Raw genomic sequence first — 17,910 nt, 5'->3', positions numbered from 1 at the left:
GTACAATTAGCTGATTCCCACGGGGGACTTCTTCTACAAACAATTAATCAGTTAGAAAAATCTAATTTTGTTTATCTGCATCAGACGACGAAGTTAGATTTTGATTCTTTATACGCTTTACCAACCTGCATTTTGTTCCATATTCGGATTCAAGCGGATCTCCTTTGCCGGAATAGGCAACAAATAATGTCTTTCCTTGAAACCATAACGCGTTTTATCCTTGTTATACTGAATGTATTCTACCGCTACATTATCCGGCTCATCTTTTCCTGCCTTATTTGACAAGATAGGTGTTCTTTCACCCTGATCCTTAAGCAAAGCCTCCGCATCTTTCCAACGGATAATATCCTGATAACGGGTATATTCAGAACAGAGTTCCAGTCTCTTTTCCAATTTAATGGCATCCAGGGTAGCTGTCTTGGCATCCAATCTTGCACGCTGACGCACCTCATTCAAGCAAGCATCAGCTTCGGATTGATTGCCATCCTTCAGGTTTGCTTCAGCTGCCAGTAACAAGACTTCAGCATAACGCATCCAACGATAGTTATTATATGAACACCAGAACCCAGCAGGAGATTCTACATTCGAGAAGCGACGTTTCCACATGAAATAACCTTCATTAATCAAACTCTGCCCTTTGGCAACCTTGACACCCAATTGAGAAATTTGGTCATAGGTTTTCATTGTCTGATTCAACCGATAACCATCTACACCCTCTTCCTGAACAAATGCATCATACAACTTTTTCTGAGGAACCATAAATCCCCATCCGGTACCATTAAACTGATTGTTAGAGCCAGACATATCCAACTTATCAGTGCGCCAATGATTCATCACCTCAAAGAAACTGAACTCATCCATAGAATTACTTGCATCAAAAATACGGTTACTTTCGAGCATACTTTCACAATTATACTCAGCCTTGTAGGTCAAGATATCCTCATAATTTCCATCATAAAGTTTATACTTACCGCTAGCTCTAACTTCATTCAAGACAACAGCAACTTCATTGCATCGTTTGCCTTATCCTTGCGTGCTTTGGCAACCTTTTGGGTGACGATACAACGTATGTCTGCAAAGGAGGCAGCTACCATCCACTTGTATTCACCTTTTGCCAATTCCCAAGCATTGATTTTATCGTTGAAGGAAGCCATGCCCATCACGTTCCAAGTCAGAATCAGTGCCTGGCTCTCGCCCGACTGGAGCAAGGCAGTTTTGCCGAAGGCCTTCAACTCCTTGGCAGGCTTGCCCATACCACTCTTGGGAGCCTTAACATATAACTATACAGCTTCACGTTCCATTAGCTTACCAGTATTCTTCACATTCAAAAAGTAATCACCGTCAATATTGGTAATACAAGCGTTAGTAGTGCCTTTCTCCAGAATACTTACACCAATCATCTGTTCATTTAGGTTGTCTGTCACTATACCTGCCACTTTCAAGGCTTAGGTTTGCGCCTAACTGAAAGAGAGACAATACAGAAGCAGTACGGCAAATAACATATACCGCCTCAAGTTCATATTCTTTATTTTTTCATTTACAAATTAATTTAATTATTAGTTTAGCTTCGTACCATCGTTCATCGCCGTCACCCATACATTCACGTACAAGCAATCTAAGTTAGGTGGGAGGGAAGACCGTTGTTTCAATAAAAAAGATACCTATTTCGCATCATTTTTATAAAACATCTCTAATGCTTCACTATATATTATATCAAGACATCAACTTTATTATTTTCTTCCATGATAAATAAGCTCCTTCGTTTGTGGATCACGTGAGAATTGCATAAAATAATCCCACATCATTTTTGCTGCAGGTTTAAAATTCCAATGTCCATAATCATTGACCGCAACCATCTGAATAAGAGGTACCCCATTTTTACTCAACACACCAGTTTCCATCGAAATACCTTTATTCGTCCAAATTGTTTCACGATTCTCAAGAGTAATACCAAAAATAGTGTCCTTACTAAAATCTGGACGTTCTGTAACCGACATACCATTCATAATCTGATATATTTGCCATGCAGCAAAAAAAGCATTCTTCTGCCAATTATCTTTATTTATAAATGGTACTACAGTATCACTGGTTCCTGTTGCAGAAAAATAGGGCATTTCTACTGCACCACTCTTTTGGATCGCTTCACCCAACAAAGATTGCCGATCACAATCAAACCGGTAACTTCCAGGCAATATACCTGCCGAAAAGCCACCTACCGCAGCAAACAGATATGATTTTCGTATTCCTAATCCTGTAGAAGTGGCAGATCCAGCAGACAAACCTTCTGTGTAGACACGTGAAGCATCAAGCTGAGGATAAGTCTTCAACAAATAATATACAACCTGTTCAATACCATCCATACCCATCCGGGCATAATCTTTACTACCCTGCCATTCAAGTTCCACAACTACAAAATTTTCTTTTGCGCAGAGTTCAATGAAACCAGAGGTCTCAGCTTGTGTACGCGGATCATTCTCATTGCCATGCAGCAAGAGCAATAAAGGTACAGTTCCTCTAGGCGCTTTCAATGTTGCTTCAGGATGAAATTCATACCACAAAAAAGTTCCAGTACCCAGCAAATTCGTTTCCATAACCCGCCGAGTTATCCCCCACTCTTCAGGCATGATATATGGTTCAAGCTCATAAGTTCCATACTTTTCAGGAGTACCTCCCATATACCATGTATGTTTATAATTATTAAAACGATAGTTTTTAGACAACACTTGAACCCAAGCTTCCAAAAAAATCTCTTTCAACGACGCACTTGTATCGCTCGATGAAACTACTTGCAACAGTTCTTCATCTGTATTGACATAGAATGTTAGGTTGCCCTTTACTGCAGTCTTAACAGCCTTATTAAGTTTTACATAAGAGTTGGTCACCTGTTTACTTCTAGCACCAGCAACGAATGTCGGTACAGGACAATCATCTAGTTCATACTTGCCAGGATTACCGCCAATAGTAACTATACCAGCCACAGCCTCAGCGTTCCGTGCTATGGCCTTGTTCACAAAAGTTGCTCCTTGTCCAATACCTATAACTTTTAGATTATTAACAACACGCATACCTTTAAAAAAAGTTTGGAAAGCCGACAAATCTTTTTCCATATCATAAGTATTACCCAAAGGATTCATAACACATACCGATGCAGAAAATTTATGTAGAATACTATCCATCCCCATCTCCTTAATCAAGGATTCAGCTTGAGTTACGTCACAACGTTTATCCGGATATATAAGGAAAAAAGGAGAAAAGCCCGCAAAACGGCCATCAACCTGCGTACAAGTATCACGATACATATATGCTTCTTGCTCTACTTTGGGGAGACGATCCAATATAATTGCATGATGCGGGTCAATACTTTTCCTTTTAATGACAATGTTTCTGACATCATAAACAATCTTGCAAAAACCGTCAGATATACTACGAGTTGTAGAGGGTTGCGGAATTGCAAAATTATTGTATGGTCTGGCTCCATTTTGTTCTCCATCAGCCAACCGGCGGGACATTTTTTTCATAGTCTGAACATAGCTTAGAGACAGATAATTCTTTAAATATGGATAATGTCCACACCATATTCTACTGATACTTCCATCCGTCATCAGTTTCTCCATACGACAACAAGATTGATAAAAAGTTTCTATTGGAGACATTGGTACACATTGCAACCATACCTCTCCTGAGCCGAAAGCATCACCCGAATAACAATCTCCTTGTTCACGGTCAAGAAGAACAATAGAACCCGGTGTATGTCCTGCCATCAGCATAACTTCCAGTTTACGTCCTCCCAAATCAAAAACTTGTCCTTCCTCCATATAACGTACCTTACCAGTATAGTTCACTGTTCGTTCCTTGATAAGTATACTATCGTTACGATGCATCCAAACCTCGTCGAAATAGCCGATACACCCAGCATGATCCGGATGTGCGTGAGTGATAATGACATCATAAGGTTTATTAGTGATACTCTCTACAATCTTATCCAAATCAGCGCAACGAGTACCCGCATCAATCAATGCAGCTTTATCATTACCCTCCAACAAATACATAGTAGTAAAATCCCATGTTTCAAACACCCATGTTTTATCTTTCAGCTTAGATACAGTCACCTCATCATTCTTGAAAACAACTTGTGACCATGTTCCCACAAAAGAAAATAGAACAACTATAAATAATAAACCTTTCTTCATAATCATATATTTAAGAATCTCTTGACACAGATAATACATTATAAACTACATAATCAACTTTCATATAAACTAGAGACAGCCTCCCCCCAGCAAAAAGAGAGAGGCTATATCATCAATCCACATCAATATCCCGGGTTTTGAACAATATTAGGATTTACCTCAATCTCATTTTCCGGATATGGCAGTAATTCATCACGATTAGGTGTCCAACCTGCCAATTCTCTTTCATTCTCTGTATAAGATACAGAAGTATCATACTGAGCATTATATATACCTTTAGCAGTAGTCAAATCATTTCCTTCTTTAGGAACTATAAGGAAGTTTGGCAATTTCTTACCTTTATCAGCCAACACAATAGGTGCATCTCCCCAACGTATCAAGTCTTGGAAACGCACTGCTTCCATAGCAAGTTCTAACCGACGTTCCAGCTTTAAGTCATCCATCGTAACATTTGACTTAGAAGGCAATTGAGCTCTTGTACGTACTTTATTCAGATAAATATCGGCATCAGGATCGTTTGTTTGAATACAGCATTCTGCCATCATCAGCAAGACATCAGCATAGCGAATAACCGGTGTACAGCTCTGATTACCGCACCAATATGACACATTTTCGTCATCTAAGCTTGCCAACCATTTCAAACGGAAATAGCCCTCATTGCCATATCTATTTGCTGTAGAATTTATACCAATGTTCATTCCTACAACTTGTTCAAAGGTACGAATCCAGCTACTTACACGATACCCATCCACTCCTTCTTCTGCTACATAAGCCTCATACAACGATTTAGTAGGATTGAAATAACTATAGCCACTGGTTGCATTAAATCTAAAATGAGAGGACGATTCCGGACCTGCTATAAACCCATAACCAAACGCCCAGTTAGCCAAAATACCATACCAGCCACCTTGTGCATACATATTAGCAGTATCATAATGACGGGTACACTCCAATACATATTCCTTACTTCCATTTCCTGCTGTATGATAGAAAATATTGATATCGTCTTCCAAATCATACTTACCAGAACCAATAACATCCTTGAACAGACTTTTAGCATCAGTAAATTTTTGTTGGTATAAGTAAGACTTGCCCAATAATGTTTTGGCTGCTTCCAAAGTAGCACGGGTACATCCATCCTTATCATCCACACTAGTTTTCGAAGTAAGCACACCGGAATTAATAGCTTCCGTCAAATCTGTTTCAATAAACTCCCACAATTTTTCACGTGTAGAATTAGACACTTTATATTCTTCCGAATTCTTCAACACCCTATCTACCAAAGGAGGATTACCCCAAAGAGTAGTCAGTTCAAAATAGCAAAGCGCACGATAGAACTTAGCTTCAGCAATGTTGCGAGCTTTAATGACACTGTCCTCTGAATTGAATTTTTCTATCACCAGGTTACATAAATAGATCGTAGTATACAGATCCTTATAATAAGTCTCTATCCAGCCATTAGTAGGCATGGCTGCACTTTCAAATATTTCCTGTGCATAAGTCTGGTCTGATCGTGAACCTCCTGTATTAAAATCATCTGCCAAAAGATTCTTCACGAAAAAGCCGTTGGCATATTGCGAAGCTCCTCCATGACCTCCGGAGAAAGCCGTACGCCACGAACGATAAACGGCAGCAATAGCCTCTTCACAATCCTGGTCAGTTTTATAAAAAGCCTCTTCATTTGTCACACCTTGCTGTGGAATGTCCAATAAGTCAACGTCGCAAGATGTAAACGAGATCACACCTGCCATTAATCCCAATAATATTTCTCTTTTCATAAGTTTATTAATATTCAAAAGGTTATATATTAAAATGTTACCGATAATCCAAATACTACCTTTTTTGTTGTCGGATAGTTACCATAGTCTACCCCCATACCACTTGTGGTAGTAGAAGACACTTCAGGATCGAGTCCAGGATATTTGGTAAACAAGAAAAAGTTATCCAAAGATGCATAGACACGTAAGTTGTCTATCATGATTTTCTTTGTCCATTGTTTTGGGAAGGTATATCCCAACTGAATTTGCTTGATACGGAAATAAGAGCCATCGAAAACATAAGCATCAGACAAACCGTATTTATCCGCATTCGTCAGTTGCGGACGAGCATATTTGGCAGAAAGATTTTGTGGCGTCCAACGCTGATCGTACATCTCTTTCAACGAATACAGAATCCGGTTATAGCTGTAGGACATAAACACATCATTACCTACCGAACCATTACCAAATACCGACAAGTCAAAGTTTTTGTAGCTGGCTGTCAACGTAAGACCATAAGTAAAATCCGGCATTGGTTTGCCAATCATAGCCTTGTCATTGGCATTGATAGAACCATTACCATCATTATCTCTGAATACGGGATCACCGTTTTCATTCAAATGGTCTACTTGATAACCACGGAAATACCATACCGGAAAACCTTCCTCAAAAGCAGAGAATGAACCATTGGAAGCCATTGTAGTACTTCCTTCAATACGTCCACCACTAACGTGTGGATCAAGGTAAGTAACTTCATTCTTCAACGTAGCGATGTTTCCTGAAACCGAATAGCTAAAATCTCCAATATTATCGCGCCAAGAAGCTTCCAGCTCAAAACCTTCATTTACTACATTACCAGCATTCATAGGAGCAGCAGAATTTCCTGCCTCATACGGAATAATAATGTTAGATACAATCAAATCTTTCGTTTTCTTCTTATACCAATCCATACTCAAAGAAAAGCGGTCCTTGAAAGCGCGAAGGTCAAGACCAATATTCAATTGCTCAGAAGTTTCCCACTTCAAATCAGGATTATAAAGTTGGGAAGGCTGAGCAGATGTCATATAATTTATTTTACTATTGCTGAAAGGATACCCAGCTGCATTCGTAATCAAGGCATTAGAATATTTATACCCACTCAGATTACTTGTACTACCATTCTGTCCCCAACTGCTCCTCACTTTCAGAAATGTAATAGGAGTGTGATTGTTCTCTGCAAAAAAGTCTTCATTGGATATAGTCCATCCCACCGAAGCAGAAGGAAAGTATCCCCAGCGATTCGTCGGAGGCAATACAGAAGCATCAGCAGCGTCAGCACGCATGGCAAACTGAGCCATGTAGCGGTTCTTATAGTCATAACCCACACGACCAAAGTAAGACAGTTTGCGGTAAATATAATTATGTCCACCGGTACTTTTTACCGCATCGCCGGCCGGCCAGTCCACATCCGCATACAAAAGGTTATCTTTGGCTATCTTGTCTACACCAGCAGACACATAAATCTGGTCAGACTGCGAATAAGACATACCCAACATGGCAGAGATATTATGTGTATCCAACAAGGTGGTATTATAGTTGACAAAGTTCTCCCATTGGTAATAAGTAGTAGATAAGCTGGTGCGAGTTACGCCGTTTCTGTCTTTATTTGAAGCTGAGGCAGAACCATAATACAAATTGTTGTGAGTGTAAGTATTATCCGTGGCAATACGATAACCCAAACGAGTGGTGAACACTAAATCCTTAATCGGAGTAAAATTGGCATATAGGGTACCCATCAGGCTGTTGCCCGTATTCTTCTTGTCGTTCATACGGATAGCCACCATCGGATGTACTTGTTCCATTGTACCCAAACAGCTGTAATAATCACCATTGGCATTCTGTAAAAGTGTAAAACCATTAGCTATCTGTGCTTGCATCTGTGTGGGCAAAGCGTCAGCCGGATAAGTATCAGCAATGTAAGGAGCCAAGGTCATAACAGTAGCTATCATACTTACATAAGAAGTTCCACCACTACCATCACTGATGGCTTTGCTCGTATAATTGGCATAATTGGCAGTAGTACCCACTTTCAGCCAAGGCTTGATCTTGTAGTCAGCATTCAGCATGACAGAAAGGCGCTTGTAGGTATCACGGTCCTCACGAATGATACCATTATCATACAAATTATTAAGTGACAAGAAATATGAGCCTTTGTCATTGGCACCTTGAAAGGTGACTGTATGACGGGAAGCAGGAGAAGCATTAAATGCCACATCATACCAATCTGTTGACGACACTCCATCCCATACACCATTGCTTATCAACTCTCGAATATTAACGTCAGTAAAAGTAGGGTCAGCTTCCTTCATCTGTGTAAGGTACTCCTGAGAATTCAACAATTCAGGACGACGTGCTAGGCTGTTGATAGAATACTGGAAATCGTAAGAGATACTACTAGTACCCTGACTTCCACTTTTGGTCGTAATCAATACAACACCATTACCAGCCTGGGCACCATAGATGGCTGCCGAAGCGGCATCCTTCAATACCTCCATACTCTTGATATTATTAGGGTCGATAGAGCTTAAATCGTTGACGATAAGTCCATCCACTACATACAAGGGGTCAGATGTTCCATTGGAAGAGAAACCACGGATACGGATAGTAGGTGATGAACCCGGCTGAGAAGTAGTAGACACCAGCTGTACCCCGGCCGTCTTGCCTTGTAAGGCTTCTTCGGCACGGGTTATAGAACGATTCTGGATATCCTCGGACTTCACCTGCGAGATGGCACCCGTCACTGAACTTTTCTTCTGTACACCATATCCCACTACAACTACTTCGTCCAATGCCTGAGAATCTTCTTTTAAGATGATGTTCATTACTCCCGCTACGGCTTTCCGTTCAAGAGCGACATAGCCGATATAAGAATACACAAGGGTAGCCCCTTGCTTCACATTCAGAGTATAGTTACCATCAATGTCGGTAATACAACCGTTGGCAGTACCTTTCTCAACGATACTCACACCAATCATCGGTTCGTTCAGGTCATCAGTAACTCTACCATTCACCTTCACCGTCTGGGCTTGTACCAGACTGAAAGGGAGACAAATCAATAGGAAGAGTGTCATAGCCGCAAATCTCTCCCGAGCTGTTTGTTTCAGATTTTGTTTCATTTGATTAAATATTAGATTTATGTTAATAATAAAAAGGGCTCTTAAAAAAATGTCAGAATCCACGCACCGGAAAGGTCATCACCACCTCAAGCAGTTCCTTGTCATGATTGTACTTCATGCCACAATCATTATCGAAAATCATCGTTGCTCCCTTATCAGCTGTATAAGGTTCCCACTCGGGCAAACCTTCAGTATTGGGATTCCCCGTACGGGCAAAGTTCAGCCACGCACTGCTCATCTTGTCCGCCAGCACTTGTGCCGCCTTTCCGCCTCCGGTCATCGAAGCATGGCGCACGACATTGTTGAACACAAAAGGAATCTCCATACAATGCGTGCTGCGGAGTATTCCGTCCATCACGGGTGATTCCCAAGCAAACATATACATATAGACCGGTGCACCTTGCTGTGCCGACTTCAGTTTGGCCTGCTCCACTGCGCCGGGGCGGAAAATGAAGTCCACATCCACCAGGTCCTTGGGCTGATAACCGGGGTAGGCCTGCTCAAAAGCTTTCAGAAAATCATCCGTACGTTCACCATATTTCTTTTTAATCTGCTCCACAACCTGCTCCTTCGTCATGCTCCGCAAAGGCGGGAAGTAAGTGCTTGCGGTAAACTCGTGCAGGGTAGTGCCTATCATCACCGGAATGTCCTTGCTTTGCACCGGAGCCTGAGGGTCGAAAGGCTGTACTGGCAGCACATCGCCATCTACCGTGGGAGCCCAGCCAAAGATAAAAGAAGCCACTCCTTCTTTATCAGCCTCTACACGCATTTTGGCAACGGCCTTTTCGCCTGCGGCAAGCAATTTGTCGTAAGGTACTTTCTGTAATTCATCTATCTGCGAAGCATTCAGTCCCAGCTCCTCCATAACCGCACCGCCAATGCGACGAGAGTATTTCTGCTCCATCGTACGAAGCATAGATCCGCTTTGTACAATGGCTTTATGGAACAAGCCTCTCGCCGACGGTGTGGCAAGCAGCGTAGAGACCTTGCCTCCCCCACCGGACTGACCGAAAATGGTAACATTCCGGGCATCTCCGCCAAAAGATTCTATATTCTTATTCACCCATTGCAGTGCCGCCACCAAGTCAAGCAGTCCGGCATTGCCCGATTTTGCATATTTATCGCCATAGGCGGAAAGGTCGAGAAAACCCAGGACGTTGAGACGATGATTCAGTGTCACAACCACTGCATCCCCTTTCTTTGCCAGATTTGTTCCGTCATACGAGGGAAGCTCCTGACCACTGCCGGCGGAATAACCTCCACCATGCAGCCACACCATGACGGGGCGTTTCTTCCCGTCTTTCAGTCCCGGTGTCCAGATATTCACCCGCAGACAATTCTCGTCAGAATAACCGTCATCCCAGTTGAAGGCAAACGCCTGTTCGTCGCTGTACCATCCCATGCGCTTGCCTTGCGGACAAGTAGGGCCATAGGCACGACTGCTGCGGACACCTTCCCATTTGTCAACTGCCACGGGCGGCATAAAACGTTCGGCTTTGGCATACGGGATACCCTTATATATATAGATACCGTTCTCCACATATCCGGCTACTTTGCCCGATTCGGTTTCGGCAACAGCAACCGTAGAGGAAGCCGTTATCTCCCCCTTCTGCCCGCAAGCAGATACTCTCTCTATTTTAGCTGTCCCTCCGCACGAGGAAAGTAGGATGGCGGAGAATGCTAACACAGACAAGAATTGCTTTTTCATATAATGTATTAGTTTTATGTTTTTATGATTGCAATATTAGCACATTCTCCCCAGAAGTATTTTCTACGCTATCCAAACGGCTTTCCCCGATGTTCAAAACGGCTTTCTCCAATGTTCAAATGTTTGCAGATTTGTTCAAAACATGCTCTCCGGCAGTCTCTCTCTCAATTTTTATGAGTACTTTCGCATCACAATGCAGAGATTTGTTGAACAAAACAAATGGATGACATATCAATGCTTTTAGTCTACACTATATATTATGAAATACATTAAATACCTACTTCTATTGTGTTTAATCACCGCATGCAACCCGTCGGACACAAAGACCGCACCGGAAGGCAGCATCGAAAGCCCTGTCATCACCAATGACCTCTCCAACCAGAAGGTCACCGCCTTTGCCGAAGATGCACAAGGACACATTTGGATAGGAACTTCACGAGGGGTAAACAAATATAATGTACACGAATATCATCAGTATTACTGTACGGATGACTCACTGGATATACCCGATAATCAAATCAACGACCTCTTCCGCGATTCACAAGGCCGGTTGTGGGTAGTCACCGTAAATGGGACCAGCCTATACACAGACAAAGATAATTTCCAAAATATCCCACTGGACTTCCCAAACAAGAACGGCATCCAGATACTTGAGAACAAAGACGGAAAGATTTTTCTGAACATGATGCACAACCTTGCCGTATATAATCCGCAAACACACAAATTTGATGTGCCCATCAAGATATTCGACCCGAACTATACCTTCAACAACCGCTGTTTCATAGACCAGAGCAACAAACTGTGGGCAGTGACCCCACTGTCTCTGCGCCGCTACAACTCCTCCACACTGGCGCTGGAAGACTCCATCCCAATGCAGGGCTTTTCTCCCACCTACTTCTTCATGCAGGCTAACGGAATCCTATGGCTGGCTGGAAACCGCCAGATAGCACTGTTCGACACACATACGCACAAATTCAAGGAAACACCCCAAGCCCTCCGGAGCCATCCGTTGCTGCTGCATGCCAACGTCAACTACATCCATCCCTACGGCAGCAACAGCCTGCTACTGAATACCGACCAACAAGGAATGTTCCTCTACAACTACGTGGAAGAATACATGATACATCAAAGCGAAAACGGTTTTCCCTTCGAAGTACCTCACTTCAAGATAAGCACCATGTTTACCGACTCACAGAAAAACCTATGGATAGGCTCTGTAGACCAAGGGTATGTTGTGCGCTATAACTACAAAGAACGTTTCAACACCAACAACCATCTCAGCTCATACCTGAACCGGAAGTCAGTGCTGTCCGTGGCAGTGGACAAGGAGCGAAATCTCTGGATGGCCACCATGATAGACGGGCTGTACGTTTACAACATGGACAGCCACGCAGTGAAAGAAGTGGACCAGCCTGGACTTCCGGGGAAAAGCGCTACCGACAAACCGGACATCACACGCGTATTCGTAGATGACGAGGGCTACATCTGGCTGGCGGCCCTCTATGCGAGCAAGGTGATGAAATGCAGCTATAAAAACGGCATACTGAAGACAGAGGCTATTCATGACATCTTCCTACCGCTGTCGTTTGCACAAGATAGCCGTGGAACAATTTGGGTGGGTACACACAGCCCTAAACTTTATGCCAAAAAGCGTGAAGAAAAAGAATTTGTCCAAACAAAAGTATTTTCCTGGACGGGAACCTTCATACCCGGACTCCTTCCACTCAACAACGGAAAGATGTGGGCCACTGCCTTCATGAACCCAGTCATGCAAATCAATCCCGACAATTGGGAAAGCGCTGGAGTACCATTCGAGAACACCGACTGGCAAGCTTGTATCCAACGTTCAGTATTCATCCCTACCGACATCTTCGAAGACAGTCGTGGAGATGTATGGATTGGAACCGTCAGCAACGGACTGCTGCACTATTCTGCCGCCACCGGAAAAATCGAGACCATAGAGGGTACACCCTGCCGGGACATCTCTTGCATTGAGGAAGATGCACAAGGCAATATATGGACAGGCACACAATACGGGCTGGGCAAATATGACCGCACCGTAGGGAAATTTACCAACTACTATGCCGCCGACGGCATAGGCGGCAATCAGTTTTACGACCGTTCTTCATGCCGCCTGCCCGACGGGACACTGGTTTTTGGCGGTACGCACGGGCTGACTTTCTTCAACCCTATGGACGTAAGTACCAAACGGGAAATTCCACTGCTCTTCGAGGATTTGAAGATACACAACCGGTTGGCACGCCCACAAGACAGCAAAAGTGTAGACAAGCACCTCTCCTACCGACCGGACATCTGCCTGGACCACAATCAGAATGGTTTCAGCATCTCCTTTGCCGCACTGGACTACTGCGAATACGAACGCGTACATTATTATTACAAGATGGACGGTTTCGACAAATATTGGATTGATGCCCGCAACAACCGCGAGGCCTACTATGCCAATCTGCCTGCCGGTACCTACACTTTCAAAGTTAAAATAACGAATAACGACAAGAGCATTGTAGAAAGGGAAAATTCCATACGCGTCATCGTAAAGCCCGCCCCTTGGCAAACATGGTGGGCATGGTGCACCTATCTGCTCATTGCCGCCGCCATCATCGGTATCTTCATCCGTGCCTGGCTACGCATTAAGCAGGAAAAAGAAACCGCCCGACGCGCCAAACTGGAGAAGGACCAGGAACAACGTGTGAATCGTATGAACATGAGTTTCTTTGCCAACATCTCGCACGAGTTCCGCACCCCACTCACCATGATTTCGGGTCCGGTGACACAACTTTGCGAAAGCCCCAAGATAGAGGGAGAGAACAAGCAGCTACTCTACATTGTACAACGCAGTGTGGGGCGCATGCTCCGTCTGGTGAACCAGCTGATGGACTTCAACAAGCTGGAGAATGACACCCTAAAACTGCGGGTGAAACGGACCGACATCATCTCGCAACTGCAACGTTTTGTAGACATTTTCCGCATCAACGCCAACGAGAAAGGCATCGCACTGAACACTTATGGCCTGGAGGATACTTTCCTCATGTGGCTGGACGTGGACAAGCTGGACAAGATTGTAGGAAACCTGCTTTCAAACGCCTTGAAGTTCACTCCGAACGGCGGAAAAGTGGAACTGTGCTTCGACGTCATTACCCGCGAAGAGGCTGCACGCCTCTTTACGCTGACGGACAAAGACATCGACACACAGTACGTCAAAGTTGCCGTGGCAGACAGTGGCCACGGAATCCCCGAGGAACAGTTGGAGAAAGTATTCGAACGCTATTACCAACTGGACAATCAATCCAAAGGTACCTATAACTGGGGAACCGGTATCGGTCTGTACTATGCCCGTAGCCTGGCGCTGCTGCATCATGGCTATCTGAAAGCCGGCAACCGTACCGAAGGAAACGGAGCCGTCTTCACCCTACTGCTACCGGTGAATGATCTCTCTTATACCCCCGAAGAATGCACTCTCCCCGAAGAGGAACAGAACAAGGCATTTCCGATACAAACGGAAGAACAATATCAACTGGAAAATACAGAGAGCATCCGGCAGCAAAAGCAAACTCTTCTGGTAGTAGACGACGATACGGAAGTGGCTCACTACCTGAAAGCCCTGCTTTCTCCCATCTACAAAATCGTCTGCCGCTTCGATGCCGACAGCGCCTTCAAAGCCATGAACGAAGAAGCGCCCGACCTCGTACTGAGTGATGTAGTGATGCCCGGAAGAAACGGTTACGACCTCTGTCGCCAGATAAAAGAGGACTTGCAACTATGCCACATCCCCGTGATACTGGTAACGGCCAAAGCTACTGTAGAGAATCAGGTGGAAGGTCTGAATACCGGTGCAGATGCCTACGTGACGAAACCTTTCGAGCCCAACTACCTGCTGGCGCTTATCAAATCCCAACTGAAAAACCGCGAGAAAGTGCGCAGCCTCCTGAGCCAGTCCACCCAAACGGATAAGATTGAGGGAAATGTGCTTTCGCCGCAGGACAACACTTTCATGACCGAGCTTTACCACCTGATGGAGAACGAACTCTCCAATCCGGAGCTGGACGTGGCGCGCATGACCGAGCTACTGAAAATCTCCCGTACCAAGTTCTATTATAAGGTAAAGGGGCTGACGGGTGAGAACCCCAGCGTATTCTTCAAGACCTACAAGCTGAACCGTGCCGCCGAATTGCTCAAAGAAGGAAAATACACTATTTCAGAGATAGCGGACATGACGGGATTCAGTACGCTGTCCCATTTCTCGACAAGCTTCAAGAAACAGTTCGGTGTGAGTCCGAGCGAATACAGCAAGTAAAAAGCCGGTCGGTTCAAATTTATTCATTACATTTGTACCATTCTTAAAAAACCTTTTTATCCATGGCACACCGACTGAACACCAACAAACAGTTTATGATAGGCAACGGCATCCTTGCTTTCGCCGTGATTTTTGTAGTTGTCATCTTTGTCTACATGAGCATGAGGCTGCAACAACGGAAAGAAGGAGAACGCAAATTCATCGAGACATACACCATCACACTGACGAAAGGATTTGCCGGAGATTCCACTTCCATATTCATCAACGACAGCCTGCTGGTGAACCGTACCATTGCAGAAGAACCTTTCACCATCGAAGTGAAACGCTTTGCCGAGCAAAACGCACTCATGATTGTAAACAATGCAACTGAAAAGCTTTCCTTATTTGAGCTAAGCGAAAAAGGAGGAGAATACCGGTTCGAGAAGGAAGGGGAAGAGGTAAAGCAGTTAGCAAAAAATTAGGGATAAAAAGTTTGAGGCATTTTGCTCTCATATTTCGGAGTCGACAAGCTGTTTCCTGGCTTACCAACAGCCACTGCAAAGACACCACATAACTTTTGCAGTGGCACTGCAAAGACATTACACAACTCCTGCAGTGACACTGCAGCGATACTGCATACCTTTTGCAGCGTTACTGCAAAACAGTTGCAGTGTCACTGCAAAGGTGTTGCAGCAGCACTGCAAAAGGAGTGCAGTGACAGTGCAAAAGGTATGCAGTGGTTTTGCAGTATCACTGTCTGCAAAACAAGGAACTACTTACCGTGATACACCCATACTAATCTCTAATCATTTATTTTCGTTTGATATTTCCGAAGCTCCGCTCTCAATGCTTGTGCCTTTCCATCAGTCATCCGATCGAGCAAATCCCAGAAACGCTCCCCGTGATTCATCTCGCGGGTATGTGCCAGTTCGTGCAGTAGCACGTAGTCTATCAGATGCTTGGGAAGAAGTACCAGATAATAGGAAAGGTTGATATTGCTTTGTGCCGAACAGCTTCCCCAACGCCCACTGCTGGAATTTATCTTCACACTCTTGTAAGAAAGGTTGTGCTGCATGGAAAGCATATACAAACGGGGCGGAAGAACAATTTTCGCATTTCGCCGTAAAGCTTCCTCAATTACCTTGCGTAGCCAAGCCTGCAACTTCTCATCCGAGAAATCGGCATCAGGAGGACAGATTATCTGCATTTCCCCCAATTCCGAACGGGACAAGAACCGTTCCCGTTGTCCGCTGACCAATGTCAGTTTAAAGAACTCCGTATCAATGCGGTAATCCAAATCAATCAGCTTTCTGACCTGCTTCTGTCTGGCAGCCTTCAGACGCGGACGAAGCTGCTCGATGGCATTCTCTATCTCGGCAAGAGAAGTCCGGGGAGGCACAGTCACGTAAATTCCATCTTCCTTTGTACGGAAAGTAAGACGCCGTGCCCGGGCATTGACCCGGACAAACAAAGGGCCAAGCTCTTTATCTTCTATAATGCGGTTTACTGTCATAAATCAAAGCCTCTCCCATAGGAAAGGGGTGGGAAGAGGCTTTGCAAATGAACAAAGAATCATCCAAAAACGCAAGCAAATACCTGACAAAAGCGGACGGAGTGTCCGATAATGAACACTGCACAAAAACGGCTATCCTTTAACAATCACCATTTTACACTTATGGCACAATAATTGATTAAAGTATGCTGAACTGGTTTCTTTTGAAAAAAGCATTTCTACATGCAACTTTTTCAAGGCAGTTCACGTCTAACTAATAAACACTAAATCACAAAAAACAAAAGAATATGAAAGCTCTAACAACATTTATCGCAATCGCCTTATTGGCATTCAGTACAACCGCTTGTTCACAACAACACACATACCGTTCCGGAGGCTTCGGCAGCAAAACAGTCAAGGCAAGCAAGAACTATGTAACCAAAGACATAAAAGTGGACAATTTCACCAAGCTGAGTGTAGCCGGCAGCCCCGACGTGACCTACACACAGAAGTCCGGCAAACCGACAGTGGAAGTATACACCTCGGACAACATTGTAGACTTACTGGATATCCGTGTCAAGGACAATACCCTCTACATCGGCTTCAAGAAGAATGTCAGCGTATCCTATAATAAACTGGAAGTACGTGTGTCCGCAGAAAAGTTGAACGGCATTGCCGTTGCAGGTTCGGGAGACGTGGAACTGAAAAACGGACTGAAGACAGACAACCTCAAAATCTCTGTGGCAGGTTCGGGTGACATCAATGGGAACAACATCTCCTGCACAGACCTCGATATTTCCATCGCAGGCTCGGGAGACATCAACAGCAGCGACATCACTTGCAATGACCTCCAAGTATCCGTTGCAGGTTCAGGTGACATGAAGCTGAACAACGTAACGGCCAACTTCACCAAAGCATCCGTTGCCGGTTCGGGTACCGCTATCCTGAGCGGCAGCACCCAAGAAGCTGAATACAGCGTGGCAGGTTCAGGTGATTTGTTTGCTTCCGATTTCGTTGCCAAGAAAGCATCCGCCAGTGTTGCCGGTTCAGGCGACATCAAGTGCCATGCCACAGATTTCCTAAAAGTACGCACTAGCGGAAGCGGCAGTGTGGGCTACAAGGGTAATCCGGAACTGGACTATCCGAAAAAAGGACTGTATAAGCTTTAACATTGGAAAATATAGACTTTAAGATTAATGAACCTAAACTAAATTCTCTCTCAAATAATTACCTATAAAGATGACGAAGGACTCCCGCGAGGAAGTTCTTCGTTCTTTGTGCATCCACCCATGCTGGGCGTACAAACAATAAAGGGAC

General features: G+C 44.2%; 9 protein-coding genes and 1 pseudogene. 3 read left to right on the top strand and 7 right to left on the bottom strand.

The features are described from left to right. Window positions 1-117: 117 nt before the first annotated feature. From ITJ87_RS05110 to ITJ87_RS05080, 6 genes and pseudogenes are all read right to left on the bottom strand, one after another. Window positions 118-993, bottom strand: coding sequence for a RagB/SusD family nutrient uptake outer membrane protein (locus tag ITJ87_RS05110; RefSeq protein ID WP_229135085.1), 876 nt, complete (start codon window positions 991-993; stop codon window positions 118-120). Then, window positions 990-1,328, bottom strand: a pseudogene (locus ITJ87_RS18615) (fibronectin type III-like domain-contianing protein); the annotation flags it as partial. The pseudogene ITJ87_RS18615 and the gene ITJ87_RS05110, both read right to left, overlap by 4 nt. 402 nt (window positions 1,329-1,730) lie before the next feature. Continuing rightward, window positions 1,731-4,190 (bottom strand): MBL fold metallo-hydrolase, encoded by a 2,460-nt coding sequence (locus ITJ87_RS18605; protein WP_229135082.1) that lies wholly within the window; start codon window positions 4,188-4,190, stop codon window positions 1,731-1,733. 122 nt (window positions 4,191-4,312) lie between these two features. After that, a complete protein-coding gene (locus ITJ87_RS05090; protein ID WP_117599789.1) occupies window positions 4,313-5,968 on the bottom strand; it encodes a RagB/SusD family nutrient uptake outer membrane protein in 1,656 nt (551 codons plus the stop codon). Window positions 5,969-5,997: 29 nt separating this feature from the next. After that, entirely contained in the window at window positions 5,998-9,102 is a 3,105-nt protein-coding gene (locus tag ITJ87_RS05085; RefSeq protein WP_117599790.1) for a TonB-dependent receptor, read from the bottom strand. 52 nt (window positions 9,103-9,154) lie between these two features. Beyond that, window positions 9,155-10,810: a carboxylesterase/lipase family protein gene (locus ITJ87_RS05080; protein WP_117964274.1), complete on the bottom strand. Its 1,656-nt coding sequence runs from the start codon at window positions 10,808-10,810 to the stop codon at window positions 9,155-9,157. 259 nt (window positions 10,811-11,069) lie between these two features. Between ITJ87_RS05080 and ITJ87_RS05075 the strand changes: the two genes are divergently transcribed. Both ITJ87_RS05075 and ITJ87_RS05070 read left to right on the top strand, forming a co-directional pair. Next, the gene (locus tag ITJ87_RS05075) at window positions 11,070-15,122 is read left to right on the top strand and encodes a two-component regulator propeller domain-containing protein (RefSeq protein WP_117964275.1); all 4,053 of its coding nucleotides are present in this window, start codon (window positions 11,070-11,072) and stop codon (window positions 15,120-15,122) included. A gap of 62 nt (window positions 15,123-15,184) precedes the next feature. Then, on the top strand, window positions 15,185-15,583 hold the full coding sequence (locus ITJ87_RS05070; RefSeq protein WP_117599793.1) for a hypothetical protein: 399 nt from the start codon (window positions 15,185-15,187) through the stop codon (window positions 15,581-15,583). A 320-nt stretch (window positions 15,584-15,903) separates the two neighbouring features. On the opposite strand, the gene ITJ87_RS05065 is transcribed toward ITJ87_RS05070, so the two are convergent. Next, on the bottom strand, window positions 15,904-16,614 hold the full coding sequence (locus ITJ87_RS05065) for a SprT family zinc-dependent metalloprotease (RefSeq protein ID WP_117964276.1): 711 nt from the start codon (window positions 16,612-16,614) through the stop codon (window positions 15,904-15,906). Window positions 16,615-16,901: 287 nt separating this feature from the next. Between ITJ87_RS05065 and ITJ87_RS05060 the strand changes: the two genes are divergently transcribed. Next, complete coding sequence (locus tag ITJ87_RS05060; protein WP_117599795.1) at window positions 16,902-17,762, top strand: head GIN domain-containing protein; 861 nt, start codon at window positions 16,902-16,904, stop codon at window positions 17,760-17,762. Window positions 17,763-17,910: the final 148 nt, after the last annotated feature.

The organism is Bacteroides sp. HF-162 (genome assembly GCF_015679285.1).
Taxonomy (GTDB): domain Bacteria; phylum Bacteroidota; class Bacteroidia; order Bacteroidales; family Bacteroidaceae; genus Bacteroides; species Bacteroides uniformis.
This window is presented reverse-complemented; position numbering and strand designations above follow the sequence as displayed.

Bases quoted from the DNA above. Each gene is read 5' to 3' on its own strand.
- ITJ87_RS05090 (WP_117599789.1), bottom strand. From the start codon at position 5,968: ATGAAAAGAGAAATATTATTGGGATTAATGGCAGGTGTGATCTCGTTT.
- ITJ87_RS05080 (WP_117964274.1), bottom strand. From the start codon at position 10,810: ATGAAAAAGCAATTCTTGTCTGTGTTAGCATTCTCCGCCATCCTACTT.
- ITJ87_RS05065 (WP_117964276.1), bottom strand. From the start codon at position 16,614: ATGACAGTAAACCGCATTATAGAAGATAAAGAGCTTGGCCCTTTGTTT.
- ITJ87_RS18605 (WP_229135082.1), bottom strand. From the start codon at position 4,190: ATGAAGAAAGGTTTATTATTTATAGTTGTTCTATTTTCTTTTGTGGGA.
- ITJ87_RS05075 (WP_117964275.1), top strand. From the start codon at position 11,070: ATGAAATACATTAAATACCTACTTCTATTGTGTTTAATCACCGCATGC.
- ITJ87_RS05060 (WP_117599795.1), top strand. From the start codon at position 16,902: ATGAAAGCTCTAACAACATTTATCGCAATCGCCTTATTGGCATTCAGT.
- ITJ87_RS05085 (WP_117599790.1), bottom strand. From the start codon at position 9,102: ATGAAACAAAATCTGAAACAAACAGCTCGGGAGAGATTTGCGGCTATG.
- ITJ87_RS05070 (WP_117599793.1), top strand. From the start codon at position 15,185: ATGGCACACCGACTGAACACCAACAAACAGTTTATGATAGGCAACGGC.